Origin of the sequence: Streptomyces olivochromogenes (assembly GCF_021538895.1) — a bacterium.
Classification (GTDB): domain Bacteria; phylum Actinomycetota; class Actinomycetes; order Streptomycetales; family Streptomycetaceae; genus Streptomyces; species Streptomyces olivochromogenes_A.
This window is the reverse complement of sequence record NZ_JADDRL010000048.1, coordinates 38,501-62,866: the sequence shown is the minus strand read 5'-3', so window position 1 is coordinate 62,866 and position 24,366 is coordinate 38,501. Positions and strand designations below refer to the sequence as shown.

At 71.9% G+C, this 24,366-nt stretch carries 26 protein-coding genes and 1 pseudogene; 18 read left to right on the top strand and 9 right to left on the bottom strand.

Annotated features, from left to right (window positions below):
* On the top strand, window positions 1–984 hold the full coding sequence (locus tag IPZ69_RS24165) for a helix-turn-helix transcriptional regulator (protein ID WP_235456405.1): 984 nt from the start codon (window positions 1–3) through the stop codon (window positions 982–984).
* Between the two features lie 56 nt (window positions 985–1,040).
* Entirely contained in the window at window positions 1,041–1,559 is a 519-nt protein-coding gene (locus IPZ69_RS24160) for a DUF4240 domain-containing protein (protein ID WP_235456421.1), read from the top strand.
* A 3-nt stretch (window positions 1,560–1,562) separates the two neighbouring features.
* Here IPZ69_RS24160 and IPZ69_RS24155 read toward each other — a convergent pair whose 3' ends face one another.
* Both IPZ69_RS24155 and IPZ69_RS24150 read right to left on the bottom strand, forming a co-directional pair.
* A complete protein-coding gene (locus IPZ69_RS24155) occupies window positions 1,563–1,793 on the bottom strand; it encodes a hypothetical protein (protein WP_235456404.1) in 231 nt (76 codons plus the stop codon).
* Window positions 1,794–1,889: 96 nt separating this feature from the next.
* Window positions 1,890–2,714 carry a peptidoglycan recognition protein family protein gene (locus IPZ69_RS24150; RefSeq protein ID WP_235456403.1) on the bottom strand — a complete coding sequence of 275 codons (825 nt, stop codon included), beginning with the start codon at window positions 2,712–2,714 and terminating at the stop codon, window positions 1,890–1,892.
* 188 nt (window positions 2,715–2,902) lie between these two features.
* On the opposite strand from IPZ69_RS24150, the gene IPZ69_RS24145 reads away from it, so the two are divergent.
* The gene (locus IPZ69_RS24145; protein WP_235456402.1) at window positions 2,903–4,087 is read left to right on the top strand and encodes a MarP family serine protease; all 1,185 of its coding nucleotides are present in this window, start codon (window positions 2,903–2,905) and stop codon (window positions 4,085–4,087) included.
* A 31-nt stretch (window positions 4,088–4,118) separates the two neighbouring features.
* On the opposite strand, the gene IPZ69_RS24140 is transcribed toward IPZ69_RS24145, so the two are convergent.
* On the bottom strand, window positions 4,119–4,607 hold the full coding sequence (locus tag IPZ69_RS24140; RefSeq protein ID WP_235456401.1) for a GNAT family N-acetyltransferase: 489 nt from the start codon (window positions 4,605–4,607) through the stop codon (window positions 4,119–4,121).
* A gap of 37 nt (window positions 4,608–4,644) precedes the next feature.
* Here IPZ69_RS24140 and IPZ69_RS24135 point away from each other — a divergent pair, with 37 nt between their 5' ends.
* A complete protein-coding gene (locus IPZ69_RS24135; protein ID WP_235456400.1) occupies window positions 4,645–5,544 on the top strand; it encodes a TIGR01777 family oxidoreductase in 900 nt (299 codons plus the stop codon).
* Between the two features lie 214 nt (window positions 5,545–5,758).
* A complete protein-coding gene (locus tag IPZ69_RS24130; RefSeq protein WP_235456399.1) occupies window positions 5,759–7,120 on the top strand; it encodes an NAD(P)/FAD-dependent oxidoreductase in 1,362 nt (453 codons plus the stop codon).
* Between the two features lie 22 nt (window positions 7,121–7,142).
* Here IPZ69_RS24130 and IPZ69_RS24125 read toward each other — a convergent pair whose 3' ends face one another.
* Window positions 7,143–8,618, bottom strand: a complete 1,476-nt coding sequence (locus tag IPZ69_RS24125; RefSeq protein ID WP_235456398.1) for a regulator — start codon at window positions 8,616–8,618, stop codon at window positions 7,143–7,145.
* Window positions 8,619–8,856: 238 nt separating this feature from the next.
* Between IPZ69_RS24125 and lipB the strand changes: the two genes are divergently transcribed.
* From lipB to IPZ69_RS24105, 4 genes are all read left to right on the top strand, one after another.
* Window positions 8,857–9,660, top strand: a complete 804-nt coding sequence (lipB, locus tag IPZ69_RS24120; RefSeq protein ID WP_235456396.1) for a lipoyl(octanoyl) transferase LipB — start codon at window positions 8,857–8,859, stop codon at window positions 9,658–9,660.
* 134 nt (window positions 9,661–9,794) lie between these two features.
* Window positions 9,795–10,760, top strand: a complete 966-nt coding sequence (gene lipA, locus IPZ69_RS24115) for a lipoyl synthase (RefSeq protein ID WP_235456395.1) — start codon at window positions 9,795–9,797, stop codon at window positions 10,758–10,760.
* A gap of 212 nt (window positions 10,761–10,972) precedes the next feature.
* On the top strand, window positions 10,973–11,170 hold the full coding sequence (locus IPZ69_RS24110) for an SCO2195 family GlnR-regulated protein (protein WP_235456394.1): 198 nt from the start codon (window positions 10,973–10,975) through the stop codon (window positions 11,168–11,170).
* Window positions 11,171–11,229: 59 nt separating this feature from the next.
* A complete protein-coding gene (locus tag IPZ69_RS24105) occupies window positions 11,230–11,931 on the top strand; it encodes a DUF4191 domain-containing protein (RefSeq protein ID WP_235456393.1) in 702 nt (233 codons plus the stop codon).
* A 171-nt stretch (window positions 11,932–12,102) separates the two neighbouring features.
* Here the strand turns inward: IPZ69_RS24105 and IPZ69_RS24100 are convergent, their stop codons facing one another.
* Window positions 12,103–12,570, bottom strand: coding sequence for an RDD family protein (locus IPZ69_RS24100; RefSeq protein WP_235456392.1), 468 nt, complete (start codon window positions 12,568–12,570; stop codon window positions 12,103–12,105).
* Window positions 12,571–12,780: 210 nt separating this feature from the next.
* Here IPZ69_RS24100 and glnA point away from each other — a divergent pair, with 210 nt between their 5' ends.
* A complete protein-coding gene (glnA, locus tag IPZ69_RS24095; protein WP_235456391.1) occupies window positions 12,781–14,190 on the top strand; it encodes a type I glutamate--ammonia ligase in 1,410 nt (469 codons plus the stop codon).
* A gap of 103 nt (window positions 14,191–14,293) precedes the next feature.
* Here glnA and IPZ69_RS24090 read toward each other — a convergent pair whose 3' ends face one another.
* Entirely contained in the window at window positions 14,294–14,578 is a 285-nt protein-coding gene (locus tag IPZ69_RS24090; RefSeq protein WP_235456390.1) for a hypothetical protein, read from the bottom strand.
* A 303-nt stretch (window positions 14,579–14,881) separates the two neighbouring features.
* Here IPZ69_RS24090 and IPZ69_RS24085 point away from each other — a divergent pair, with 303 nt between their 5' ends.
* The 3 genes from IPZ69_RS24085 to pspAB all read left to right on the top strand — a co-directional run bounded on the left by IPZ69_RS24085 (window position 14,882) and on the right by pspAB (window position 16,840).
* A complete protein-coding gene (locus IPZ69_RS24085) occupies window positions 14,882–15,139 on the top strand; it encodes an SCO2583/SCO2584 N-terminal domain-containing protein (RefSeq protein WP_235456388.1) in 258 nt (85 codons plus the stop codon).
* A gap of 175 nt (window positions 15,140–15,314) precedes the next feature.
* Complete coding sequence (gene htpX / locus IPZ69_RS24080) at window positions 15,315–16,253, top strand: zinc metalloprotease HtpX (RefSeq protein ID WP_235456387.1); 939 nt, start codon at window positions 15,315–15,317, stop codon at window positions 16,251–16,253.
* 2 nt (window positions 16,254–16,255) lie between these two features.
* Window positions 16,256–16,840 carry a PspA-associated protein PspAB gene (gene pspAB / locus IPZ69_RS24075; RefSeq protein ID WP_235456386.1) on the top strand — a complete coding sequence of 195 codons (585 nt, stop codon included), beginning with the start codon at window positions 16,256–16,258 and terminating at the stop codon, window positions 16,838–16,840.
* An 18-nt stretch (window positions 16,841–16,858) separates the two neighbouring features.
* On the opposite strand, the gene IPZ69_RS24070 is transcribed toward pspAB, so the two are convergent.
* Window positions 16,859–17,131, bottom strand: coding sequence for a hypothetical protein (locus tag IPZ69_RS24070; RefSeq protein ID WP_235456385.1), 273 nt, complete (start codon window positions 17,129–17,131; stop codon window positions 16,859–16,861).
* A gap of 91 nt (window positions 17,132–17,222) precedes the next feature.
* Between IPZ69_RS24070 and IPZ69_RS24065 the strand changes: the two are divergent.
* Window positions 17,223–18,186: pseudogene (locus IPZ69_RS24065) on the top strand (alpha/beta hydrolase); the annotation flags it as partial.
* Between the two features lie 132 nt (window positions 18,187–18,318).
* Here IPZ69_RS24065 and IPZ69_RS24060 read toward each other — a convergent pair.
* Window positions 18,319–19,656: a DUF2252 domain-containing protein gene (locus tag IPZ69_RS24060; protein ID WP_235456384.1), complete on the bottom strand. Its 1,338-nt coding sequence runs from the start codon at window positions 19,654–19,656 to the stop codon at window positions 18,319–18,321.
* 180 nt (window positions 19,657–19,836) lie between these two features.
* Here IPZ69_RS24060 and IPZ69_RS24055 point away from each other — a divergent pair, with 180 nt between their 5' ends.
* On the top strand, window positions 19,837–21,027 hold the full coding sequence (locus IPZ69_RS24055; protein WP_235456420.1) for a winged helix DNA-binding domain-containing protein: 1,191 nt from the start codon (window positions 19,837–19,839) through the stop codon (window positions 21,025–21,027).
* Window positions 21,028–21,113: 86 nt separating this feature from the next.
* Here the strand turns inward: IPZ69_RS24055 and IPZ69_RS24050 are convergent, their stop codons facing one another.
* Window positions 21,114–21,440 (bottom strand): hypothetical protein, encoded by a 327-nt coding sequence (locus IPZ69_RS24050; RefSeq protein ID WP_235456383.1) that lies wholly within the window; start codon window positions 21,438–21,440, stop codon window positions 21,114–21,116.
* A gap of 187 nt (window positions 21,441–21,627) precedes the next feature.
* Here IPZ69_RS24050 and IPZ69_RS24045 point away from each other — a divergent pair, with 187 nt between their 5' ends.
* The 3 genes from IPZ69_RS24045 to glnII all read left to right on the top strand — a co-directional run bounded on the left by IPZ69_RS24045 (window position 21,628) and on the right by glnII (window position 24,349).
* Window positions 21,628–21,996, top strand: a complete 369-nt coding sequence (locus IPZ69_RS24045; RefSeq protein WP_235456382.1) for an arsenate reductase family protein — start codon at window positions 21,628–21,630, stop codon at window positions 21,994–21,996.
* Between the two features lie 119 nt (window positions 21,997–22,115).
* Window positions 22,116–22,841, top strand: a complete 726-nt coding sequence (locus IPZ69_RS24040) for a septal ring lytic transglycosylase RlpA family protein (protein ID WP_235456381.1) — start codon at window positions 22,116–22,118, stop codon at window positions 22,839–22,841.
* 479 nt (window positions 22,842–23,320) lie between these two features.
* Window positions 23,321–24,349, top strand: coding sequence for a glutamine synthetase (glnII, locus tag IPZ69_RS24035; RefSeq protein WP_235456380.1), 1,029 nt, complete (start codon window positions 23,321–23,323; stop codon window positions 24,347–24,349).
* Window positions 24,350–24,366: the final 17 nt, after the last annotated feature.

Here is a 24,366-nt window from a genome sequence, read left to right as displayed (position 1 = left end):
ATGCGCGCGGCTCGTCTCATCAAGATGGTGCTCCTCCTGCAGAACCGGGTCTCGATGACCGGCGGCGAGCTCGCCCGTGAGCTGGAGGTGTCGGAGCGGACGGTGGCCCGGGACGCGCAGGCGCTGTCGGAGGCGGGCGTGCCGGTGTACGCGGACCGGGGGCGGGCCGGGGGCTACCGGCTGATCGGCGGGTACCGGACGCGGCTGACGGGGCTGGCGCGCGGCGAGGCCGAGGCGCTGTTCCTCAGCGGGGTGCCGGGCGCGCTGCGCGAGATGGGCCTGGAGGACGCGGCCTCGGCCGCCCGGCTGAAGGTGTCGGCGGCCCTGCTGCCCTCCCTCGGCGACGCCTCCCGCACGGCGGCGCAGCGCTTCCTTCTGGACGCGCCCGCCTGGTTCCGGGAGCCGAAGACACCGGTGCTGCTGCCCGCGATCGCCGACGCGGTGTGGGACGACCGCCGGGTCACCGCCCGCTACCGGCGCGGGGAGAAGGAGGTCGAGCGGGACATCGAACCGTACGGGCTCGTGCTGAAGGCCGGCGTCTGGTACCTGTGCGCGCGGGTCGCGGACAAGGAGGCGTTCCGTACGTACCGGATCGAGCGGTTCACCTCCGTCGACCCCTCCGGCACCCGCTTCGACCGGGACGAGGACTTCGACCTGCCCGGCTTCTGGGCCCGGCAGGCCGATCGGTTCGCCCGGTCGATCCTGCGGGCCGAGGTCGTCGTCCGGCTGTCCGCCGAGGGCGTGCGCAGGCTGCCGTACGCCGTCGATCCCGTCTGCGCGCGCGAGGCGCTGGCGGGCGCGGCCGGAACCGAGGACGACGGGTGGGTGAGGGTGACCGTGCCGGTGGAGTCCGAGGAGGTCGCGCACACCCAGCTCACCGCGCTCGGCCCGGAGGTCGAGGTGCTGGCCCCCGCGAACCTGCGCGAGCGGTTCACCCGGGACGCCGCCCGGATCGCCGCGCTCTACGGCCGCGAGCCCCGATAACAATCCGCCGCACTCCACGTGCGCCCCACCCGCTCAGGCCCGATGCTGGACGCGTGATGGACGAGACGGAGTTCTGGGACCTGGTGGACGCCACGCGCGAGGCCGCCGAGGGTGATCCGGAGGACCAGGCCGACCTGCTCGTGGAGCGGCTCCTGCAGCTGGACCCGGAGATGGTCCTGGACTTCGCCCGTCACTTCGAGGCCCGCTACAACCGCGCCTACCGCTGGGACCTGTGGGGCGCCGCCTGGGTGCTGCTCGACGGGGCCAGCGACGACGCGTTCGACTTCTTCCGGTGCTGGCTGATCGGGCAGGGCCGGGAGGCCTTCGAGGGCGCCGTGCACGACCCGGACTCGCTGGCCGATCTGCTGGACGACTTCGACGAGGAGATCGACGGCGACGGCGAGGAGCTCGGCTACGCGGCGGACGAGGCGTACGAGCAGCTCACCGGGACGGTCGCCCCGGACCTGGGCATCGCGCCCGCGCCCTCGGAGCCGGAGGGCACGCCCCTCGACTTCGAGAACGAGCGGATCCTGGCCGAGCGCTACCCCAAGCTGTGGGACCGCTTCCGGGAGTGAGCCTCAGGGGGCCGTGCGCCGCCGGCCGGTGTCCGACGGGAGGTACGCCTGCGTCCGCTCGGCCCGTACCGCGTGGTGCAGGGGCGCCTGGTTGGCCTGGTCCAGGGCGGACGCGGTGACGGCGGCCGGCCCCAGGACGACGGTGGCGACGGCGCAGAGAACCGTCCAGGGGCGGCGGGCGGCCCCGGCCCAGCCGGCCGCCCTGTGCGTGGTGTCCGTACGGCTGCTGCTCATGATCCCCACCTCCGGTCGGCCTTGCGGTGACCCGACCGTAGGGCGCGGGGATCTGAGGGGGCTGCGGGACGGCTGTGGCCTGACTGTGGGCCGGGGTCACCGCCGTCCTTGGAGGCGGGCCGCCGTCTGTCTGATGTCCGCGAGCCTGGCCGTCAGGGCCGCGCCGGGGCAGCTGGTCATGAAGCCGTCGTTGTGGCCGGCGAGGACGGGCAGGGCCGCGGTGGTGCCGGCCGCGTAGCGGCTGTGGCCGTTGCTGGAGGTCAGCCGGGTGGTACCGCGCGGGTCGACGTCGGCGAGGCCCAGCTTCCAGGCGGCGACGGCGGCGATGGCGTCGGTCATGGCGCGCGGCACCGGGACCCCGGCCGTGAAGGTGCCGATCGCGGCGATGCCCGCGGTGCGGTGGTTGAAGCCCTGGGTGTGGGCGCCGGTGACGGCGCGTTCGACGCCGCCCGCACGGCCCTCGTAGATGGTGCCGCAGCGGTCGACGAGGAAGTTGTAGCCGATGTCGTCCCAGCTGCGGGCGCCGGTCTGGCCCGCGTACAGGAACCGGATGATGCGGGGCACGTCGGCGCAGGCGTAGCCGTTGGGCGAGTCGGTGTGGTGGACGAAGACCGCGACGACCTTGTCGTCGTAGCGCGGCGGCGGCTGGGCGTGGCTCGCGGTGGGTTCCAGCCAGACCGACCGGGGCACGATGCGGGGCTTGGGCGCGGGGTGCAGCGGCGCCGCCGGGCGGGCGTGCGCGGGCTGGGCGGGGCGCGCCTGGGCGACCGGCCGCTCCACGCCCCGGGCGCACAGGACCAGCGCGAGGACGGCGGCGAGGCCGGGCAGGCAGCCGAGCAGCACCAGGACGTGGCGGGGCAGGCGCACGGCGGACCGACGCTCGGCCCACCACGCTCTTCGCAGGACACACGGGACACGCATGCGTTCCACTGTCGAGCCGGGCGGAGGCGCCCGCGATGTGCGCTGTGCCACCTGGCGGAACCATCGTCCCGTTCCGCGACGTTTTCGTAGGTGGACGCACGTGTGACCGGCCCCGGAGGTCACGCGCGCGTTACTGATCACTGGGCCCGTCCCGCCCGTAAGTAGGGGTCAGAGAGAAAGGCGGCTCCGTGGATCTGCTCGACCTGCTGCTCGCGCTGGTGATCCTTGTCTACGCGGCGTCCGGATACCGGCGCGGACTCGTGGCCGGCTGTGTGTCGCTGGCCGGGTTCGTGGGCGGCGCCGTCGTCGGGGTGTGGATCCTGCCGTGGATCATGGACCTGGTCACCCGCGGGACGACGACGGCCACGGTGACCGCGGTGCTGACGGTGCTGGTCCCGGCGGTGCTGGGGCACGAGCTGGCGGGGCGGCTGGCGCTGCGGCTGCGCGGCGAGCTGGACCGGGGGGCGCTGCGGGTGGCCGACGGGATGGGCGGGGCGGCCGCCAACTCGATCGCCGTGCTGATCGTGGCGTGGGTGGCGGCGAGCGTGCTGGGCGCCTCCTCGACCCCGGTGGTGACGACGGCGATCCGCGACTCGGTGCTGCTCGGCGCGGTGCAGGACGCGATGCCGGACACCACGCCCGCATGGTTCTCGGGGGCCACGTCCGCGCTCACGGAGGCGGGCTTCCCGCAGGTCTTCAACCCGTTCGAGAACGAGTCGACCGCCGAGGTCGCCAAGCCCACCGGGGACAGTGTCACGCCCAGTGCCACGAACGCGGCCCGGCGCAGCACGGTGAAGATCGAGGGCGCCGCCGGTGACCAGGGCCGCGAGGGCAGCGGGTTCGTGTACGCGCCGCGGCATGTGATGACCAACGCGCACGTGGTGGCGGGCATCGACCGGCCGAGCGTGCGGATCGGCGGGGTCGGGCGGTCGTACGAGGCGCGGGTGGTGCTCTTCGACCCGGACAAGGACGTCGCGGTGCTCTACGTGCCCGAGCTGACCGCCCCGGTGCTGCGGTTCGACGACGGCGCGTCCCGCGGCGGCTCGGCGGTCGTCGCGGGCTATCCGCAGGACGGCGACCTGAACCTACAGGCGGCGACGGTCGCGAGCCGGGTGCGGGCGACGGGCCGGAACATCTACAACGACGAGACGGTCACCCGCGAGATCTACTCGATCCGCTCGACGGTCCGTCCCGGCAACTCCGGCGGCCCGCTGCTGACCACGGACGGCCGGGTCTACGGCGTGGTCTTCGCCCGCTCCACCTCCGACGACGAGACGGGCTACGTCCTGACGGCCGACGAGGTGGCCTCCGCCGCCGAGCGCGCGGCGGACGCGACGGCGCCGGTGGACACCGGGGACCTGGTCACCTCGTAGGGCTCGGCGGGCCGGGCGGACGGCCCCGGCCTCAGACCGGGCGGCCCATGAACACGTCGTCGACGTACTTCCCGTCGAGGAGGAACTCCTCCGGCAGCAGCCCCTCGACGACGAACCCCTCGGACTCGTACAGCTTCCGTGCCGGGGCGTTGTGCCCGAGCACACGCAGCGTGATCCGGCGCGCGCCGCGCCGCCGGGTCTCCTCGACGGCGGCCCGGATCAGCGCGCGGCCGACGCCCCGCCCGCGCGCCTCCTCGGCGACGGCGAGGCCCTGGATCTGGCGGACGTGGACGTTCGCGGCGAGCGGGGTCGCGAAGCCCAGGCGGAGGTAGCCGACGATGCGCCGGTCGAGCTCGGCGACGAGGGTGTCGGCGGCACTGTGGCGGTCGTCGAAGAAGGGGACGTACGGCGGCTGCGGTGCGGGCACGACCGCGTGCAGGTGCGACCAGGTGGCCCGGTCCAGGACGCCCAACTCCTCGTCGTCGTCCGGCAGGGCGGTGCGTATGTACGGCTCCGGCATGAGGGCCACCATAGACGCGAGGGGGCAGGATGGACGTATGGAACGTTCGCGAATCGCGGTGGCCGGCGCGTCCGGTCTCATCGGCAGTGCTCTGGTGCGGTCCCTGGCCGCGGACGGGCACGAGGTGGTGCGTCTGGTCCGGCATGGACAGCACGGCCCGGACGAGGTCTGCTGGGACCCCGAGGGGCAGTACGTGGACGCCGCCGGGCTCGTCGGCTGCGACGCCGTGGTCAACCTGGCGGGGGCCGGGGTGGGCGACCGGCGGTGGACGGACGCGTACAAGAAGCAGATCAGGGACAGCCGGGTGCTCGGCACGGCGGCGCTGGCGGAGGCCGTCGCCGCCCTGGAGGTGCCGCCGCGCGTCTTCGTGAACGGCAGCGCGATCGGCATCTACGGCGACACCGGGGACCGTGCCGTGGACGAGAAGACGCCGCCCGGGGACGGTTTCCTGCCCTCCGTGTGCGTGGAGTGGGAGGAGGCCGCGGCGCCGGCGCAGGAGGCGGGCGTGCGGACGGTGTTCATCCGCACCGGGCTGGTGGTGGCCCGGCAGGGCGGGGCCTGGGGCCGGTTGTTCCCGCTGTTCAGGGCCGGGCTCGGCGGCCGGCTGGGGGACGGACGGCAGTACTGGTCGTACGTCGCGCTGCACGACGAGGTGGCGGCGATCCGCCATCTCCTGGAGACCGACGGCCTGTCCGGGCCGTTCAACGTGACCGCCCCGCAGCCCCTGACGAACCGTGAGATCACCGAGGCGATGGGCCGCGTGCTGAACCGCCCGACGCTCTTCTCCGTCCCGGCACCGGTGCTGCGCACGGTCCTGGGCGAGATGGCCGGCGACGTCCTCGGCAGCCAGCGGGTGCTGCCCACACGCCTGTTGGAGTCGGGGTTCACGTTCGCCTTCCCGACCGCGGAGGACGCGATCCGCGCGGCGCTGACCTAGGGCCCCTCGTTTGGATCAGGCCGGGCTCGCGCGGCGCCGTGGAGGGCGGTCACCGTACGTGTGACCGTATGCGACCGTCGTGCGACCGTGCTCTGTCCATGCGCGACTGTTCTTGACCGATCACGCACCTAACCTCGACGCGAACTCGGGTATCCCTGGAGCCAGTTGGGGGCATGACGTCTCCACCGGCCGCGCAACCCTGAGGAGGGGCCACGTGCTTGAGCCCGCGTACCAGGCGGACGTCGTCGTCGTAGGAGCCGGGATCGCCGGCCTCTCTGCGGCCCATCGGCTGACCAGCGCAGGAGTGACGACCGCAGTCCTGGAGGCCGCCCCCTACGTGGGCGGCCGCATGTCGACGGAGAAGGTCGACGGCTTCCGGCTCGATCGGATCGGACAGCTCCTGTCCACGTCGTATCCCGAGCTGCGCCTGACACCGGGCCTCGACGCCCTCGTCCTGCGCTCCTTCGCGCCGGGCGTGCTGCTGCACCACGACGGACGGCGGCACCGGGCGGGCACTCCGGCGCCCGGCGGGAGCGCGAGGGGCGCACTCCACGCCGTGCGCGCCCTCGCGAGCGCTCCCCGGGGTTCGGCCGTGTCGCCGGTACGGACCGGCCCGCCGGTGGGCGGCGCCGTCGACCAGGCCCGGCTGCGCGCGCTGCTCTCCCGCACCGCCGGTACGCCCGTCGAGCGCATGCTGGCCCGCCCCGAACTGCCCGCCACCCAGGCCCTCGCCGCCCGCGGGGTGCCCGCCCGGACGATCGACGCGTTCCTGCGCCCGCTGCTCGCCGCCCTGCTCTGCGACCCGGAGCTGGCCACGTCCAGCCGGTGCGCCGACCTCGCGCTGCGCGCCTTCGCGAGCGGGCGGCTGTGCGTGCCGGAGGGCGGCGCCGAGGTGCTGCCGGAGCTGCTCGCCCGCGCGCTGCCGCCCGGCACCGTGCACACCGGCGTCCGCGCCACCTCCGTCTCCACGACCTCGGTGACCACCACGGAGCACGGCGAGATCCGCTGCCGTGCCGTCCTGCTGGCCACCGACGCGCGGGCCGCCGCGGGGCTGCTGCCCGGCCTGCGCGTACCGGACTTCCACCCGGTGACGGTGGTGCACCACACCACGGACGAGCCGGCGGACCTGTCCACCGGCGCCTCGCTGCTGCTCGACGCCGACCGCGGCGGCCCGGTCGCGCACACCGCGGTCGTCAGCAACGTCGACCCGAGCCGCGCGCCCGCGGGCCGGGCGCTCGTGTCGTCGACCGTGCTGGGCACCCCGCCCGACGAGGTCGACACCGCCGTCCGCATGCACCTCGCGCGGCTCTACGGCACCTCCACCCACCGCTGGGAGACCCTCGCCGTGCACCACACCGCCGAGGCAGTCCCGGCGATGCGCCCGCCGCACGACCTGCGCCGCCCCGTACGGCTGCTGGCGGGCCTGTACGTCTGCGGCGACCACCGCGACACCAGCACCGTCCAGGGCGCCCTGCACTCGGCCCACCGCGCCGCCTCGGCGATCCTGGCGGACCTGGGCGCGGCGGGCTCGCTGCACCGGGCGGACCCGCTGCCGGCGATGCGTCGGGCGGCCTGAACCGGCCGGGCGCCGGTCACGGTCACCCGAGGGCCGCGACCCTGTCCCGGTACCCCCGGACCGGCGCCGCGTCCTTGTAGGGCTCCAGCCGGCGCTCGAAGTCCCTGACGTATTCGAGCGCCCGCACCGAGCGCATCTCCGCCGCCTGCCCCGCCGCCTCGGCGGCCAGCGTGCACGCCTGGTCGAGTTCGCCGAGGCCGAGGCGGGCGGTAGCGAGGACGACCCGGCAGAACAGGCGGCTGCGGGCGAAGGCGGGGGCACGCAGTTGCAGGGAGCGTTCGGCGTGCTGGGCGGCGGCGCGGAACTGCTGCAGGTCCCGGTGGCAGTGCCCGAACTCGTCGGCGAGCTGCGCCTCGTCGAAGAAGCGGGCCCAGTACGGCACCTCGTCCCCGGGCCGGGCCGCCTCCAGGGCGCGCTCGGCGCGTACCAGCGCGCCGGTGCACGCCCGCACCTCGCCCAGCACGCCGTGCGCGCGGGCTTCGGCAGAGTGCAGCAGCGCCTGGACCACGGGCGGGGCGTTGGTCCCGACCCCCTGCTGCGCCACCCGCGCCAGCTGGACGGCCTCCCGGCCGTGCCCGAGGTAGACGGCCTGGCGGCTCATGGTGACCAGGACGTAGGAGCCGTAGGCCCGGTCGCCGGCCGCCTGGGCGAGCCGGAGCGCCTGGACGAAGTAGCGCTGGGCCAGTCCGTGCGCGGCGATGTCGTACGAGGTCCAGCCGGCCAGCCGGGTCAGGTCGGAGGCCGCGGCGAACAGGCGGCGGCCGGTCTGCTCGCCGTAGCTGCCGCGCAGCATCGGCTCGCACTCGTGCTCCAGGTAGCGCACGAGCGCCTGGCGGGCGTGGCCGCCGCCGTACTGGTCGTCGAGGGAGCGGAACAGGTCGCCGACCGAGCGGAGCGCGGAGATGTCGCCGCCGGTGACCTTCTGGCCGGGGCCGCGCTCGGACTGGGCGCGCGGGCGCGCCGGGGGCGCGACCTGGGCGGGCAGGGCGATGGGCTTGGCGGGGGCCGGGCGGCTCTGGACGGGCACCCGGACGGTGGGCTCGCCGCGGGCCACCCTGTCGTCGGCCCGGCCGATCAGCCAGTCCCGGCTGGGCACGACGAGGCCCGCCGGGGTGAAGGCGATCTTGCGCAGCTCGGCGTGGCTGCCGGAGTCCTTGCGCCACAGCCCGCTGACGATGTCGACGGCCTCCTCGGGGGTGGCGGCGAACTCCAGCCCGGCGTACACCGGCGCACAGGCGTCCAGGCCCAGGTCCTGGGCGCTGAGCCGGCGCCCGAGCCGACGCGTGAAGACCTCGGCGATCAGGGCGGGGGTGGTGCCCCGGGGCTGCTGCCCGCGCAGCCACCGGGTCACGGATGTCTTGTCGTATCTGAGATCCAGCCCGTGTTCGAGGCCGAGCTGGTCGACGCGACGGGCCAGACCTGCGTTGGAGAACCCCGCTTCTGAGATGAGCGCGGCGAGTTGGCGGTTGGGGGTGCGCTGCGCGGGTCGTTCCGTCATCTGCGGTGCGGTCTCCTGCCTTTCGGGCGTGTTGTGCCCGGATTGCCTGTGAGCAGCCCTTATGGCCTCGTGAACGGCGCGAATGTAGCGGAGAGTGAGCGGCCGGTCGCACACTTCGCCGCTCATTCATCCGATCGTGTGAGGATTGCCCCCAGGGCTGACGCGCGGCAGGCGGACGTACAGTGGCTTGGGCGCGTTACATGCCTGACACACCCATCGCCCGAGGGAGGCGCTTGCCGTGAGTGAGTTGCGGTTCGTCCGCATGGGGTTCGGCGCTGAGGCCGTCGACTACCAGGAGGCGTGGGACGAGCAGCGCCGGGTGCACGCGGCGCGGTTCGCCGACGAGATTCCCGACACCGTGCTGCTCCTGGAGCACCCCCCGGTCTACACGGCGGGCCGCCGCACCGAGGACAGCGAGCGACCGCTCGACGGCACCCCGGTCATCGACGTGGACCGCGGCGGCAAGATCACCTGGCACGGCCCCGGCCAGCTGGTCGGCTACCCGATCCAGAAGCTCCCCCGCCCGGTGGACGTGGTCGCGCACGTGCGGCGCCTGGAGGAGGCGCTGATCCGCACCTGCGCGGAGTACGGCGTCGAGACCACCCGGATCGAGGGCCGCAGCGGCGTGTGGGTCCTCGGCGACCCGGTCGAGCAGCGCCCGGCACTCGGAGGACTCTCCCTCGACCTCGACCCGCGGATGACCGACGAGGAGTTCGACCCCCGCCTGAACGGCCCGGAGTACGCGCCCTCCAACGCGGGCCAGCGCCGCGAGGACCGCAAGATCGCCGCGATCGGCATCCGCGTCGCCAAGGGCGTCACGATGCACGGCTTCTCCTTCAACGTGAACCCGGACAACGCCTGGTTCGACCGGATCATCCCGTGCGGCATCCGCGACGCAGGCGTCACCTCGCTCGCAGGCGAGCTGGGCCGGGACCTCTCCGTGGAGGAGGTCCTGCCGGTGGTCGAGCGGCACCTGACGGACATCCTGGAACATGCGGAGCTGCAGCCGCGTGTGATCGAGAAGGCGCCGGCGACCGCGTAGAGCGGCGCCCGACGGGGGAATGGACCCCGAGGCCCGCAGGTCGGCCTCACCGACGGGGCCCAACAAGCACGGGCGTACGCTGGTGTACGCCGAGGAATCGAAGACTACTCAAAGCAATCAGCAGGGAGCCGGTCGTGTCCGCAGTCTCACCCGACGGACGCAAGATGCTGCGCCTGGAGGTCCGCAACAGCCAGACCCCCATCGAGCGCAAGCCCGAGTGGATCAAGACCCGGGCGAAAATGGGTCCCGAGTACACGCAGATGCAGAACCTCGTGAAGAGCGAGGGCCTGCACACGGTCTGCCAGGAAGCCGGCTGCCCGAACATCTACGAGTGCTGGGAGGACCGCGAGGCGACCTTCCTCATCGGCGGCGACCAGTGCACCCGGCGCTGCGACTTCTGCCAGATCGACACCGGCAAGCCCGAGGCCCTCGACCGGGACGAGCCGCGCCGCGTGGGCGAGTCCGTGGTCACCATGGACCTGAACTACGCCACCATCACCGGCGTCGCCCGCGACGACCTGGAGGACGGCGGCGCCTGGCTGTACGCCGAGACCGTGCGCCAGATCCACCAGCAGACCGCCGAGCGCGAGGCCGGCCGCACCAAGGTCGAGCTCCTCGCCCCCGACTTCAACGCGGTCCCGGAGCAGCTCGAAGAGGTCTTCTCGTCCCGCCCCGAGGTCTTCGCGCACAACGTCGAGACGGTGCCGCGGATCTTCAAGCGCATCCGCCCCGGCTTCCGTTACGAGCGCTCCCTGAAGGTCATCACGGCCGCCCGCGACTACGGCCTGGTCACCAAGTCGAACCTGATCCTCGGCATGGGCGAGACCCGCGAGGAGGTCGTCGAGGCGCTCAAGCAGCTGCACGACGCCGGCTGCGAGCTGGTCACCATCACCCAGTACCTGCGGCCGAGCGTGCGGCACCACCCCGTGGAGCGCTGGGTCAAGCCGCAGGAGTTCGTGGAGCTCAAGGAGGAGGCCGAGCAGATCGGCTTCTCCGGTGTGATGTCCGGCCCGCTGGTCCGCTCCTCGTACCGTGCCGGCCGGCTGTACCGGATGGCGGTCGAAAAGCGCGGCACGTACATCGCCTCCCAGGCCGTGTGAATTCACGCACTAGGAGCTACCGGGCAGTAATAACCGTTTGGCCGCGGTCCTGACCGTCCTCGCAGATGAGGGCATACGTCAGGGCCGCGTCAGCGTTTCCGGGACACGTATCAAGGTTTCATTGGTGTTTGACCGGTCGGTCACGCCCTGGTAACACCAATCAGTGACCCTGGTATCACGCCACGTACTCACGTCCTGAGGAGACCCCCGCCATGCAGGCCGCGCCCGTTCGCGCCACCGCCATCCCGTCGTTCACCGACGCGCTCCGCGCCGTCGAGTCCCTGCTCATGAGCGGTGGACAGCGCACCGCCCGCCGCAACGCCTGGACGTCCGTCCTGGAGGATCGCCGTCGCGCCAAGGACCGGGTCGAGGCGCAGCGAGTCCTGGAACAGGCCGCCTCCCGCTCCTGACGCCTTCCCACCGGGCACTGCCGTCGTGGGCACTCCCGGGGCCACGTAGACTTCGTGGCATGGCTGGGAAGGAAACCGCAGCGGACGCTGCGAATGCCGGGCGACTGAAGCAGATCGCCCTGACGTACAAGATGACCCGCAGGGCCGACAAGAAGATCGGCCTTGTACTCGCGGCTGTCGGCATCGGCATCCTCGGTGTCTTCCTCGCGATCGGTTTCTTGATCGGTCACCCCGTCTATCTCGGCATCCTGGGCCTGCTCCTCGCCGTCCTCGCGACGGCGATCGTGTTCGGCCGCCGGGCCGAGCGGGCCGCCTTCGGGCAGATGGAGGGCCAGCCGGGCGCCGCGGCGGCCGTGCTGGACAACATCGGCCGGGGCTGGACGACCACGCCCGCGGTGGCGATGAACCGCAGCCAGGACGTGGTGCACCGCGCGGTCGGCAAGGCCGGCATCGTGCTGGTCGCCGAGGGCAACCCGAACCGGGTGAAGGGCCTGCTGGCCGCCGAGAAGAAGAAGATGAACCGGATCGTCGCGGACGTGCCGGTGCACGACGTGATCGTGGGCACGGGCGAGGGCCAGGTCGAGCTGAAGAAGCTGCGCACGACCATGCTGAAGTTCCCGCGCGTGCTGACCGGACCGCAGGTGACCACGACCAACGACCGGCTGCGCGCCATGGGCGACCTGATGAGCAACATGCCGCTGCCGAAGGGCCCGATGCCCAAGGGCATGCGGATGCCGAAGGGCGGGCCGAAGGCCCGCTAGGCACCGTCCGAAGGCCCGCTAGGCACCGTCCGAAGGCCCGCTAGGCACCGTCCGAAGGCCCGCTAGGCACCGTCCGAAGGCCCGCTAGGCACCGTCCGAAGGCCCGCTGACCCCAGCAACACGAAGGGGGCGCCCGGAGTGATCCGGGCGCCCCCTTCGTCGTACGCGGGACTAGATCCGCACCTCGACGGTCCGTGCCAGCCGGTCGTGCAGGCCGCGGCCGTCGCGGTCCCAGATCAGGGCCGGGAGGGCGAGGCACAGCAGGAGCGTGCGGACCAGGGACCGCAGCGGCTGTACACGACCGGTGTCCACGCCGACCACCCGCAGACCGAAGAGCCGCTTGCCGGGGGTGAAGCCGACCGTGCCGACGGTCAGGACGCCCAGCACGAAGAAGACGAGCAGCGCCCAGTTGCTGGTCGCCGGGCTGTAGCCGTCAGTGATCAGGCCGTATGCGATCAAGACGCACAGTCCCCAGTCCACGGCCAGCGCCCCGAGCCGGCGTCCCGGGCGGGCGATCGAGCCCGGCCCCTCCTGGGGCAGACCGAGCTGCTCGCCCCGGTATCCGAAGTCGGCACCGGCCTCTTCCATGGCCGCGCGCGGCCCGGAGAGCCACGATCCCATTGCTTGCCTGTTGTCCACCCGTCCACGGTACTGCGCCCGCAATTGCCCACGGGACGGCGGGGTGTCCCGGGGCTAGGGTGGAACCGTGGCCGGTTAACTTCTGCGAAACAAATGGGTCACGCCCGAGAAATCACCCGTCCCTAGGGTCGAGGCCTGAGTGTGCCACCGCACTGGCAGCACGAACGATCTACCACCCCGGCGAGGACGGTCGGGAGTAGGAGGAGCTGGATGTTCCAGAACGCCGACGAGGCCAAGAAGTTCATCGCGGACGAGGACGTCAAGTTCGTCGACGTCCGTTTCTGCGACCTGCCGGGCGTGATGCAGCACTTCACGGTGCCCGTCGGCGCGTTCGACCCGGACGAGGAGCTTGCCTTCGACGGGTCCTCGATCCGGGGCTTCCAGGCCATTCACGAGTCCGACATGGCGCTCCGCGCGGACCTGTCCACCGCCCGCGTGGACCCGTTCCGCCGCGACAAGACGCTCAACATCAACTTCTTCATCCACGACCCGATCACGGGCGAGCAGTACTCCCGTGACCCGCGCAACGTGGCGAAGAAGGCCGAGGCCTACCTCGCCTCCACCGGTATCGCGGACACCGCGTACTTCGGTCCCGAGGCCGAGTTCTACGTCTTCGACTCCGTCCGCTTCGCGACGGGCGCGAACGAGTCCTTCTACCACATCGACTCCGAGGCCGGCGCCTGGAACACCGGTGCCCTGGAGAACAACCGTGGTTACAAGGTCCGCTACAAGGGCGGCTACTTCCCGGTCCCGCCGGTCGACCACTTCGCCGACCTGCGCGCCGAGATCTCCCTGGAGCTGGACAAGCAGGGCCTGAAGGTCGAGCGCCAGCACCACGAGGTCGGCACCGCCGGCCAGGCCGAGATCAACTACAAGTTCAACACGCTGCTCGCGGCCGCCGACGACCTCCAGCTCTTCAAGTACATCGTGAAGAACGTGGCCTGGCGCAACGGCAAGACCGCGACCTTCATGCCGAAGCCGATCTTCGGTGACAACGGCTCGGGCATGCACGTCCACCAGTCCCTGTGGACCGGCGGCGAGCCGCTCTTCTACGACGAGCAGGGCTACGCCGGCCTGTCGGACACCGCCCGCTACTACATCGGCGGCATCCTCAAGCACGCCCCGTCGCTGCTGGCCTTCACCAACCCGACGGTGAACTCCTACCACCGTCTGGTGCCGGGCTTCGAGGCGCCGATCAACCTGGTGTACTCGCAGCGCAACCGCTCGGCCGCGATGCGCATCCCGATCACGGGCTCCAACCCGAAGGCCAAGCGCGTCGAGTTCCGCGCGCCCGACTCCTCCGGCAACCCGTACCTCGCCTTCTCGGCCCTGCTCCTGGCGGGCCTGGACGGCATCAAGAACAAGATCGAGCCGGCCGAGCCGATCGACAAGGACCTCTACGAGCTGGCTCCCGAGGAGCACGCGAACGTGGCGCAGGTCCCGACCTCCCTCCCGGCCGTCCTCGACTCCCTTGAGCGCGACCACGAGTTCCTGCTCGCGGGCGACGTCTTCACGTCCGACCTGATCGAGACGTGGATCGACTTCAAGCGCACGAACGAGATCGCTCCGCTGCAGCTGCGTCCGCACCCGCACGAGTTCGAGCTGTACTTCGACGTGTGAGCGGGCCGCCCGTCGGGCGCCCTGTGCAACGGTGAGGGCCGCCGCCGCGATTGTCGCGGTGGCGGCCCTCCGCCGTGCTCAGGGTTGTGTCACACCGCCTTCGTCAGCCCACGACGACTACGACGACGCCGCTGCTGCCGAAGCCGTTGTTGAAGCCGAAGGGGCTGAAGCCGAAGCCGTTGTTGAAACCGAAGCCGCTGTTGAAGCCGAAGCCGCCACAGTTGCCCCAGCTGAAGCAGCCACGCCCCGTGGAGACCTGGGAGACCTGAGAGACCTGGTTCGGGGTGGCTGCCGAGGCCGTACCGGCTGCGCCGATGGCGGCGCCACCGGCCATCAGAACGGAGACGGCGGACAGTGCGGCGAGACGCCTGATACGCGGTGCATTCATGGTGTACCTCCTTCCACCCCCTCGTGCGGTTTGCGGGCACGAGACGGATGGCCGCGACCTCGGTGCGACATATGCGGTGAGGTCGTAGGTGGTGCCGCCCGATGACACGGAACGGGACTGTCGGGCCCCGTTGAGCTGGGACGACGCCATCCAGGGGCGCAGCCCGCATCACGGCTCTCAACATCCGATGCTAGCTGCCCGTCGACCACCCGGCATCCTGTGCAACCGCCGACGCTTCACATACTTCCTACAATCGGGAGATCATCCCTCCTGACTCTGTCGTACGAGAGAGGTTGAACGGGGATGTCTGAACAGGACGACTCGGAGTACGAGTTCGACTACAAGTGGGCGAACTCGGCCGAGCACAAAGAGCCCTCGGCCCGCGCGCGCATGCTCGCCGCCCGCTGGAAGGAGAACCCGCCGGACCCGGCGCCCTTCCGCGCCGACCCGGACCCGGTGGGGCCCCGCCGTTCGTCCTGGGTGTCGACGACCATCGTGCTCGGCTGTGTGGCCGCGGTGATCGTCGTTCTGGGATACATCCAGCTGCGCTCCCCTTATTAGGTCCACCGGGACGCGCCCCGCCGGGCCTACTAGGGCTCGTCGTACTAGCGGGGCGCACCCGCGCCGACGTACCGGGACCTTTTGCTGCTCCTAGGGTCGTTCGGAACCACCTCATGACAATCCACAGGTGCACACTGGACAGCGGGACGAGTGCCTGACTGCGAGGTGAGGCAAGATGCAGAGCCGCTTCCGGAGCGATCGGCGGTTGACCACGCGCATGGGGGTCACGCTGTTCCTGCTCGGGTTGTTGTACGTGGGGTTCATCGCCGCACTGATCGTGTTGCTGAAGTCCTGGGTACTGGTCGTCGTCGTGATCGGCGCGATGTTCGTGGCGCAGTTCTGGTTCTCCGACCGGATCGCCCTGTTCGCGATGCGCGGGCGGGTCGTGGAGCGCGAGGAGTATCCGGAGCTGCACGCGGTGATCGACCGGCTGTGCGCCATGGCGGACATGCCCAAGCCGGTGGTCGCCGTCTCGGACATGGATATGCCGAACGCGTTCGCGACCGGGCGGAATCCCGACAATGCCGTGGTCTGTGTGACCACCGGGCTGCTCCGACGGCTGGAGCCGGGCGAGCTGGAGGGCGTGCTGGCGCACGAGCTGTCGCACGTGGCGCACAAGGACGTCGCCGTGATCACGATCGCGTCCTTCCTCGGCGTGATCGCGGGACTGATCGTGCGGTTCGCCTTCTACTCGCAGCTGTTCGGCGGCGGGCGCAGGGACCAGAACACGGCCGTGGTGTTCGCCGCGGTGATGGGCGTCTCGGCGGCCGTGTACGCGATCAGCTTCCTGCTGATCCGGGCGCTGTCCCGGTACCGGGAGCTGGCCGCGGACCGCGCCGCCGCGCTGCTGACCGGGCGGCCCTCGGCGCTGGCCTCCGCGCTGACCAAGGTCACCGGGGACATCGCGCGGATCCCGACGAAGGACCTGCGCACGGCCCAGGCCTTCAACGCCTTCTACTTCACTCCGGCCCTGGGCGCCGAGCCCGGCCTGTCCCGGCTCTTCTCCACCCACCCCAGCCTGGAGCAGCGGCTGGAGCAGCTGGGCCGGATCTCGGCCGAGCTGGGTGAGGCGGCGAAGCCGGGGAAGCCGGGGAAGCCAGGGAGGACGGACTGAGCATGGGGATCCTGGACATCCTCCTGGGCCGTACGAAGCCCGTCGCACCCGACCTCGACCAGCTGTTCGCGCTTCCCTCGGCGGCCGTGACGCTCCAGGCGGCGGCCGGCTTCACGCCGACCGGGAGCGGCGCGGTGTGCTTCGCCACGGTCGAGGGCTCGGCCTTCGAGCAGATCCACCGGGAGGTCCAGGCGCTCCTCGACGCGGACGCCGACCGCACCGGTCCCCCGGTCGAACTCCGGCGGGACGACTACGGCTACTCCTGGCTGGTGTCGCGGCGCGACCCCGGCCAGCTGCCGCAGCTGGTCAACGACCTGCACGCGGTGAACAGCTCGATGGAGATCAATGGCTTCGGGCCGCAGCTGCTGTGCTCGCTGGCGGCCTTCCGGGACGACTCCGGCCGTGCCCTGGCTCTGGTCTACCTCTACAAGCGGGGCTCCTTCTACCCCTTCGCGCCGCTGCCCGGCGGGGCCGAGCGTCGCGACAACGCGCTGGAGCTCCAGGTGAAGGCGGTCCTCGCGAACGACCTGCGCATCGAGCAGGACCTGAGCCGCTGGTTCCCGGTGTGGGGCGCGCCCGGTCTGTGACCGGGGCGCCCCCGAGCCTCACCGGCTCTTCTCGCGCTCCTGACGCCGGGCCTCGAAGGGGTGCTCGCGACGGTAGCGGCGCTCCCACTTGGCCTGGCGGTCACGGCGCTCGCGGTAGGCCTGGTAGGTGGCGGGCGCGGCCGGCTGTCCCGTCCCGCCCGCGGACGGGGTTCCGGCCCGCCCGTACCGCACGTAGAGGCAGAGGACGGCGACGGCGGCGAGCCACCAGGTGTGGTTTCCGAATCCCAGGATCACCAGGACGGCGGTCCCGGACAGGACGATGGTGCCCATGACGGTCCTCCGTTCGCTTGGATGTGTGATCGACGTGACTCCAGAGTAGGGACGCGGCTACGCACCGTGCATCCCAATTTTCCGTGAGTGAATGGGCGTCATGAGCGAGCTCGACACCTTCACTCAGGCGTACGACGGTGAGCACCTCCGCGGTCTGTACGGCGGCGGTCCCGGGCGGGCCGCCGTGGTGCTGCTGCACGGCGCGGGCAGGGGCAGCAAGGAGCGACTGCGGCCGCTGCTCGCGCAGTTCGTCGCGCGCGGCTGCCGGGGCGTGGCCTTCGACTTCTCCGGGCACGGCGACAGCACCGGCGCGCTGCGGGAGTTGAGCCTGCGGCGGCGGTTCGAGCAGGCCGTGGCGGTGATCGACGCGCGGGTGCCCGCCGCCGAGCCGCTGGCCCTGGTCGGGTTCAGCATGAGCGGGCAGACGGTGGCGGACCTCGCCCGGTACTACGGCGAGCGGGTCGCGGCGCTGGGGCTGTGCGCGCCCGCGGTGTACGCGCCCGAGGCGTGGGACCTGCCGTTCGGGGAGGGAGACGGACGGTTCAGCGCGGTCATCCGGACGCCGGAGAGCTGGCGCCGGTCCCCCGCGCTCGACGTGCTGCGCGGCTTCGAGGGGCGTGCGGTGCTCGCGGTGCCGGGCACGGACGCGGTCATCCCGCCGCCGGTGACGGAGGCCGTCCAGGAGTCGATGGCCACCCGCGCCCAGTTCACCCGCTTCGAACTCCCGGATGCCACCCACCAGTTGGGCCTGTGGTTCCAGGACCACCCGGACGACTGCCGGGAGTTCGCGGACGCGTTGCTGACGGGCCTCGGGGACGGCGGCCGGACGACCACGCGGTCCTGGCCGGCCGAGCAGCTGCCCGAGGGCCGTACGATCGCCGACTCCCGCCCGCTGTCGGGCTGAAGCCGTTCTTCCGGCGGCCACCCCGCTCGCGCTGGACGCGACGGCCGAACACTGCGACCACCCCTGCCTGTTGACGACCCGACTGCCGGGCCGGGTCCGGGTCGACGAGGAGGATCTGGACCGCCGCCTTGACCTGCTGGCGGCCCAGCTGGAGGTGCTGAGCGCCCGGCTGGAGGCGTACGTGCGCGCTCTACTGGAGCGGTACGGCTGACGGTCGCCCTGCCGCAGCGGTGCGGCCGGGCCCCCTCCGCAGGTCTCCCCGGCATCCCCCGTCTCCCCGGCCTCAGGCCTCCCGCGTCGCCGACACCACCCCTGCCTCGACGGCGGCGGCGAGGGCCGCGTGGTCGGCGACGGTCTGGTCGTAGCGCTGCGCGAAGTCGGTGACGGCACGGTCGAAGGTGTCGGCGGTGCCCAGGTAGCCGGCGATGGCGACGCGGTCGCCGGAGCGGGCGTGGGCGCGGGCCAGGGCGGTGCCGCACATCCGGCCGTACTCCAGCAGCCCGGTCGCCGTCATCCCGGCGACGTCGGCGGAGCCCTTCATGTCGCGCAGCTGGCGCCAGTAGAAGGCGCGTCCCTGCGGCCCGGTCATCCAGCCGAGGAAGATGTCGCTCGCGGCCTGGAGCAACCGCTGCCCCGCCACCACCCGGTGCCCCGGATGCACGTACGGCCCGGTGGGCAGGTGCTCCTCCAGTACGGCCTTCCTGGCCTCCTTGATCTGCAGGAACAGCGGGTCCTCGCCGTCCCGTCCGGCCAGCAGCACGATGAAGCAGCGGAGGCCGACGCTGCCCACGCCGACGACCTTGCGGGCGGCGTCCACGAAGCGGTAGCGGTCGAGGAGGATGCGGCGCTCCTCGGAGAGGGTGGAGCGGTAGTCGCTGAAGATCTTGCGCAGGGAGGCCATGTCGGAGGCGCAGGCCGGTTCCAGGAGCGGTGGGTCGTGGATGATGCGCCGCCGCCCGCCGGCCTCCTCCGTCAGCTTCCCGAGGACCTGCAGACTGGTGCGGCGGCGGGCCCGGGTGAGGCTGGACTCGACGCGCCTGCGGCGCTGGGCGGAACGGACGAGGGGCAGCAGGCTGTCGGCCTCGATGCGCTCGTACCAGACGGCGAGCTCCCCGAGCCGGGCGAGCCGCCGTATGGAGATCCGGTAGGCGCCCACGGCCCCCAGCACGGCCGCGCGGGCCTGCGTCTCGCTCTGGCCGTTGTCGCGGGCGGCCACGGCGATGGAAGCGGCGAGCCGCTTGACGTCCCACTCGAAGGGGCCGGGGAAGGTCTCGTCGAAGTCGTTGACGTCGAAGAGCAGGGACCGTTCCGGGGAGGCGTACACCCCGAAGTTGAGCAGATGGGCGTCGCCGCACAGTTGCACGGTGAGCCCGGTGTGCGGCTGGGCGGCCAGATCGGCGGCCATGACGGCGGCGGCGCCGCGCAGGAAGGAGAACGGCGAGGCGATCATCCGCCCGTAGCGCAGCGGCAGCAGTTCCGGCAGCCGGTCCCGGCCCTGCCGTTCCAGTACGGCGACGGGATCGAGCCGGTCGACGGATGGGAGCCAGAGCGCGTGCGCCGTGCGGGGGACTCGTTTGCGGGCGGCCTTGCCACGGTCGGCACGATCGGCGGGGGTGGTCATGGGGCGCTCCTCCCTGGGTCCCGTCACCTGCTCCCGTCACCTCATGGACTGTCTGTTCGAAGTCAAGGCCGCGCGGGTGGGGGTCCGCATGCCCAGACGGCGAAACGGGTGACGGGGGCCGATTGTCAGTGGCGTCCGCCAGGATGGGATCAAGGCGTGGCGGACGTGGGCGGAGGACGCATGGGCGGCGAGGACGGGCGGCGGCACATCGGCGTGGCGGAGCGGCGGGCGCGGCTGGCCCTGCGCCACCGTCTGGCCCCTTCGTCACGGGCGGCGGCCCCCGAGGACGTGGCGGCCTCGCTGGTGGCGCTGCACGGTTCGGACCCGGCGACGGTGTACCTCGCGGTGGGCGCGCGGCTCGCGGAACCGGCCGACACGGTGGCGCGGACCGAGCGCGCCCTGTACGAGGACCGCGCGCTGGTGCGGATGCACGGCATGCGGCACACGGTGTGGTCGTTCCCCACGGATCTCACGGCCGTGGTCCACGCCTCGACGAGCCTGACCGTGGCCGCCCGCGAGCGGGCCGGCCTGCTCAAGGACATGGCGAAGGCCGGCGCGCCGGACGCGGCCTGGCTGACGGAGGTCGAGGAGTCGACGCTGGCCGCGCTGTCGCGGCGCGGGCAGGCGACGGCGACGGAGCTGGCGGCCGACGAACCGCGCCTGCGGGAGCAGTTCGCGTACGCGGCGGGCAAGAGCTACGAGGGTGTCCACACGGTCTCGACGCGGCTGCTGCGGGTGCTGGGCGTGGAGGGAAAGGTGGTCCGGGGCCGCCCGCTGGGCTCCTGGACGTCGAGCCAGTTCCGCTGGGCGCTCGCCCCCGCACACCCCGAGCTGGACGCCGCCGAGGCCCAGGCCGAGCTGCTGCGCCGCTGGCTGGCGACCTGCGGTCCGGCGACGGAGGCCGACCTGAAGTGGTGGACCGGGTGGCGGGTGACGGAGGTACGGCGGGCGCTGGCGGCGATCGTGGCGCAGGCGGTGTCGCTGGACACGGGCGGCACCGGGTACGTGGTGGCCGACGACCAGCCGGTGACGGCGCCGGTGGAGCCCTGGGCGGCCCTGCTCCCCGCGCTGGATCCGACGGCGATGGGCTGGAAGGACCGGGACTGGTATCTCGCGCCCGAGCTGCGCCCCCACCTCTTCGACTACAGCGGCAACGTGGGGCCGACGGTGTGGTGGAACGGGCGGGTCGTCGGCGGGTGGGCCCAGCGGGCGGACGGCGAGATCGTCTGCCGGATCCTGGACGAGCAGGGCGTGGACCGCGAGGCGAAGGCGGCGATCGAGGCGGAGGCGGCCCGCCTGCGCACCTGGCTGGGCGAGGCGAGAGTGACGCCCAGATTCCGTACACCGGTGGAGAAGCAGTTGTCGGCGTAACGGCACCACTCAGCACCGGCCTGCATCATTCAGGCGCAAGCACGGACGCCGGGTGCCCGAGAAACGCAGGGCACCCGGCGCCACGGCTAACGCGAATACCGCATGAACGCCCGCACCATGTGGCACGTCGTGTCCGACGGCGGATGGACACCGATCATCTCCGCCGTGCTGCGGATCGTCTCGTTGCGGGCCTGGTTCGGCACATAGACACCCGAGTCGAGCAGGGCTATGGCCAGCCGCATGGCCTTGAGGCGGCGGTTGTGCGTGACGTACCACTCGCGCGGCCGTCCGGGCGGCAGCGGGCGCTTGTCCATGGGCGCGTACGGCAGGTCCATCCGGACCGGACGCTTGGTGGTGGACTGGGTCGGCAGCGGCTTGGGAGTCGACTTCGGCTTCAGTGCGGCAGCGGGCACAGGCATCCTCCTGTCGCGGTCAGGGCGTCGCCCGCCGGAGACTTCGGCGCCCCCGGCAACACCCTCGAACACTGCTTCTATTCTACTGCCCACCACTGACAAAACCCCCTGGCCACCAGGGCTTTCGGGGCGGCTGAGACGCAGGTGGAGCACGGGTTTTCGGGTACCACGAGCTACCGTGGGCGGCATGGAAATCTGGATCAATCCGGCCTGCTCCAAGTGCCGCAGCGCGATCAGCCTGCTCGACGCCGAGGGCGCCGACTACACCGTCCGCCGCTACCTGGAGGACGTACCGAGCGAGGACGAGATCAGGGACGTACTGGCGCGCCTCGGTCTCGAACCGTGGGACATCACCCGCACCCAGGAGTCGGCGGCCAAGGCGCTGGCGCTCAAGGACTGGCCGCGCGACGACGCCTCGCGCGAGCGCTGGATCAAGGCCCTCGCCGAGCACCCCAAGCTCATCCAGCGCCCGATCATCACGGCGGACGACGGCACGGCACTGGTGGCCCGCACGGAGGAGGCCGTGCAGGACGCCCTGTCCCGGAACAAAAGCTGAGCTCTTCTCAACTCCGGTGTGACGCACGTTACTTCAGAGGCTTCGAAAACCACTGAGTAACGTCGTTCGGCACCTCGTACATAACGGCGTACGCTCCCCTACCTCTTCAGGAGGCGCGCATGTCGCGTAGGAGAACTGTCAGCACGAAGAAGAAGGTCGCGCTGCTGGTCAGCGCCGCGGCGGTGGCGGGCGGCGGGGCCTTCGCCCTGGCGACCACGTCGAACGCGGCACCGCCACAGAAGGCCCGGACCCTGTCCGCCGCGGACTCCTCGGTCTGCCAGGGGCTGGCCACGGCCCTCGGCAACAACCAGAAGTTCATCGACGGCCAGAAGGCCAATCCGGACGCCCAGTCGGCGGCCCGCATCGCCAACCGCGAGGCGGTCATCGCGCAGATCAAGGTCCAGCAAAAGGCGTCCGGTTGCGCGGTTGGGGAGTCGGCTCAGGGCTCCCAGGGCGCGCAGAACGGGCAGGCCAACGGCCAGGGGAACCAGCAGGCCGGCCAGCCCTCGCAGCCCGCCGCCGGTGCCAACGGAAACGCGGGCAACGCAGGCAACGCCGGGAACGCGGGCAATGCCGGGAACGCGGGCGCCGCCGCCGGCCAGCAGGTCTGCAAGGGCTCCACCGTCACGCTCTCCGGCGAGGGCGGCGCCCCGGCGGCCTCCAGCAGCCAGTTCCCCGCGGGGACGACGCTGAAGGTCACCAACCTGGACAACAACAAGTCCACGACGGTGAAGGTCACCTCGGTCTCCGGCAGCTGTGTGCTGCTCAACAACGCCGCCTTCGAGCAGGTCCGGGAGCCCGGGAAGTTCCTGATCCGGCGCGCGGTCATCGAGAAGGTGGGGTGAGGCGCGGGCACCCGGCGCCTCGGTGAGGCGACGGCCCGACCGCCGGTTTGGGCCACCACACCGGTCGTGTCGAGGGTCCCGCTGTTCCCGGCCAGGAGCGGTGAGGAGCAGCGGGACCGACATGTCCGGCACCGACAAGGGGGAATCAGGTACGCCGCCTTGTACCCGGCGCGGAACGCGACCGGATACAGGAGGAACAGGCGGCGCACCCGGCACTGGACGGGGCACCGGCACACCGTGCGCGGTGCCCCGCCGGGGAGCGCTGCCGACCGGGCCGTGAGGTCGGCGACCGTACGGGGGTGACGGTCGCCGCCCCGGCCGGGGCACTCGGCGAACCACCAGGTAACACAGGGTTCACACATGGGCAATGATCGGGAAATCGCCTGTTGACAGGCTGCCCGGCATTACAGCGGCGCCCCAGTGCCGCAGCGCCGCAGCACCCGCAAGTGCGCCTGACCCACCCCTAAGGATGTGGCCCCGTGAGCTTCAAGGCTGAGTACATCTGGATCGACGGCACCGAGCCGACGGCCAAGCTTCGTTCCAAGACGAAGATCCTCGCCGACGACGCCAAGGGTGCCGAACTGCCGATCTGGGGCTTCGACGGGTCCTCCACCAACCAGGCCGAGGGTCACGCCTCGGACCGTGTGCTCAAGCCGGTCTTCTCCTGCCCGGACCCGATCCGCGGCGGCGACGACATCCTCGTCCTGTGCGAGGTCCTCGACATCGACATGACCCCGCACTCCTCCAACACGCGTGCCGCGCTGGCCGAGGTGGCCGAGCGCTTCGCCGCGCAGGAGCCGATCTTCGGCATCGAGCAGGAGTACACCTTCTTCGACGGCGCCCGCCCGCTGGGCTTCCCCGAAGGCGGCTTCCCGGCCCCCCAGGGCGGCTACTACTGCGGTGTCGGCGCCGACGAGATCTTCGGCCGTGACATCGTCGAGGCCCACCTGGACAACTGCCTGAAGGCGGGCCTGGGCATCTCCGGCATCAACGCCGAGGTCATGCCCGGCCAGTGGGAGTTCCAGGTCGGTCCGCTGTCCCCGCTGGTGGTCGCCGACCAGCTGTGGGTGGCCCGCTGGCTGCTCTACCGCACCGCCGAGGACTTCGGCATCTCCGCCACCCTCGACCCCAAGCCGGTCAAGGGTGACTGGAACGGCGCGGGCGCGCACACCAACTTCTCCACCAAGGCGATGCGCGAGGGCTACGACGCGATCATCACCGCCTGCGAGTCGCTCGGCGAGGGCTCCAAGCCGCTCGACCACGTCAAGAACTACGGCGCCGGCATCGACGACCGGCTGACCGGTCTGCACGAGACCGCCCCGTGGAACGAGTACTCCTACGGCGTCTCCGACCGCGGCGCCTCGGTCCGTATCCCGTGGCAGGTCGAGAAGGACGGCAAGGGCTACATCGAGGACCGCCGTCCCAACGCCAACGTCGACCCCTACGTGGTCACCCGCCTGATCGTCGACACCTGCTGCTCCGCGCTGGAGAAGGCCGGCCAGGTCTGATCCGCGCCACTGACAAC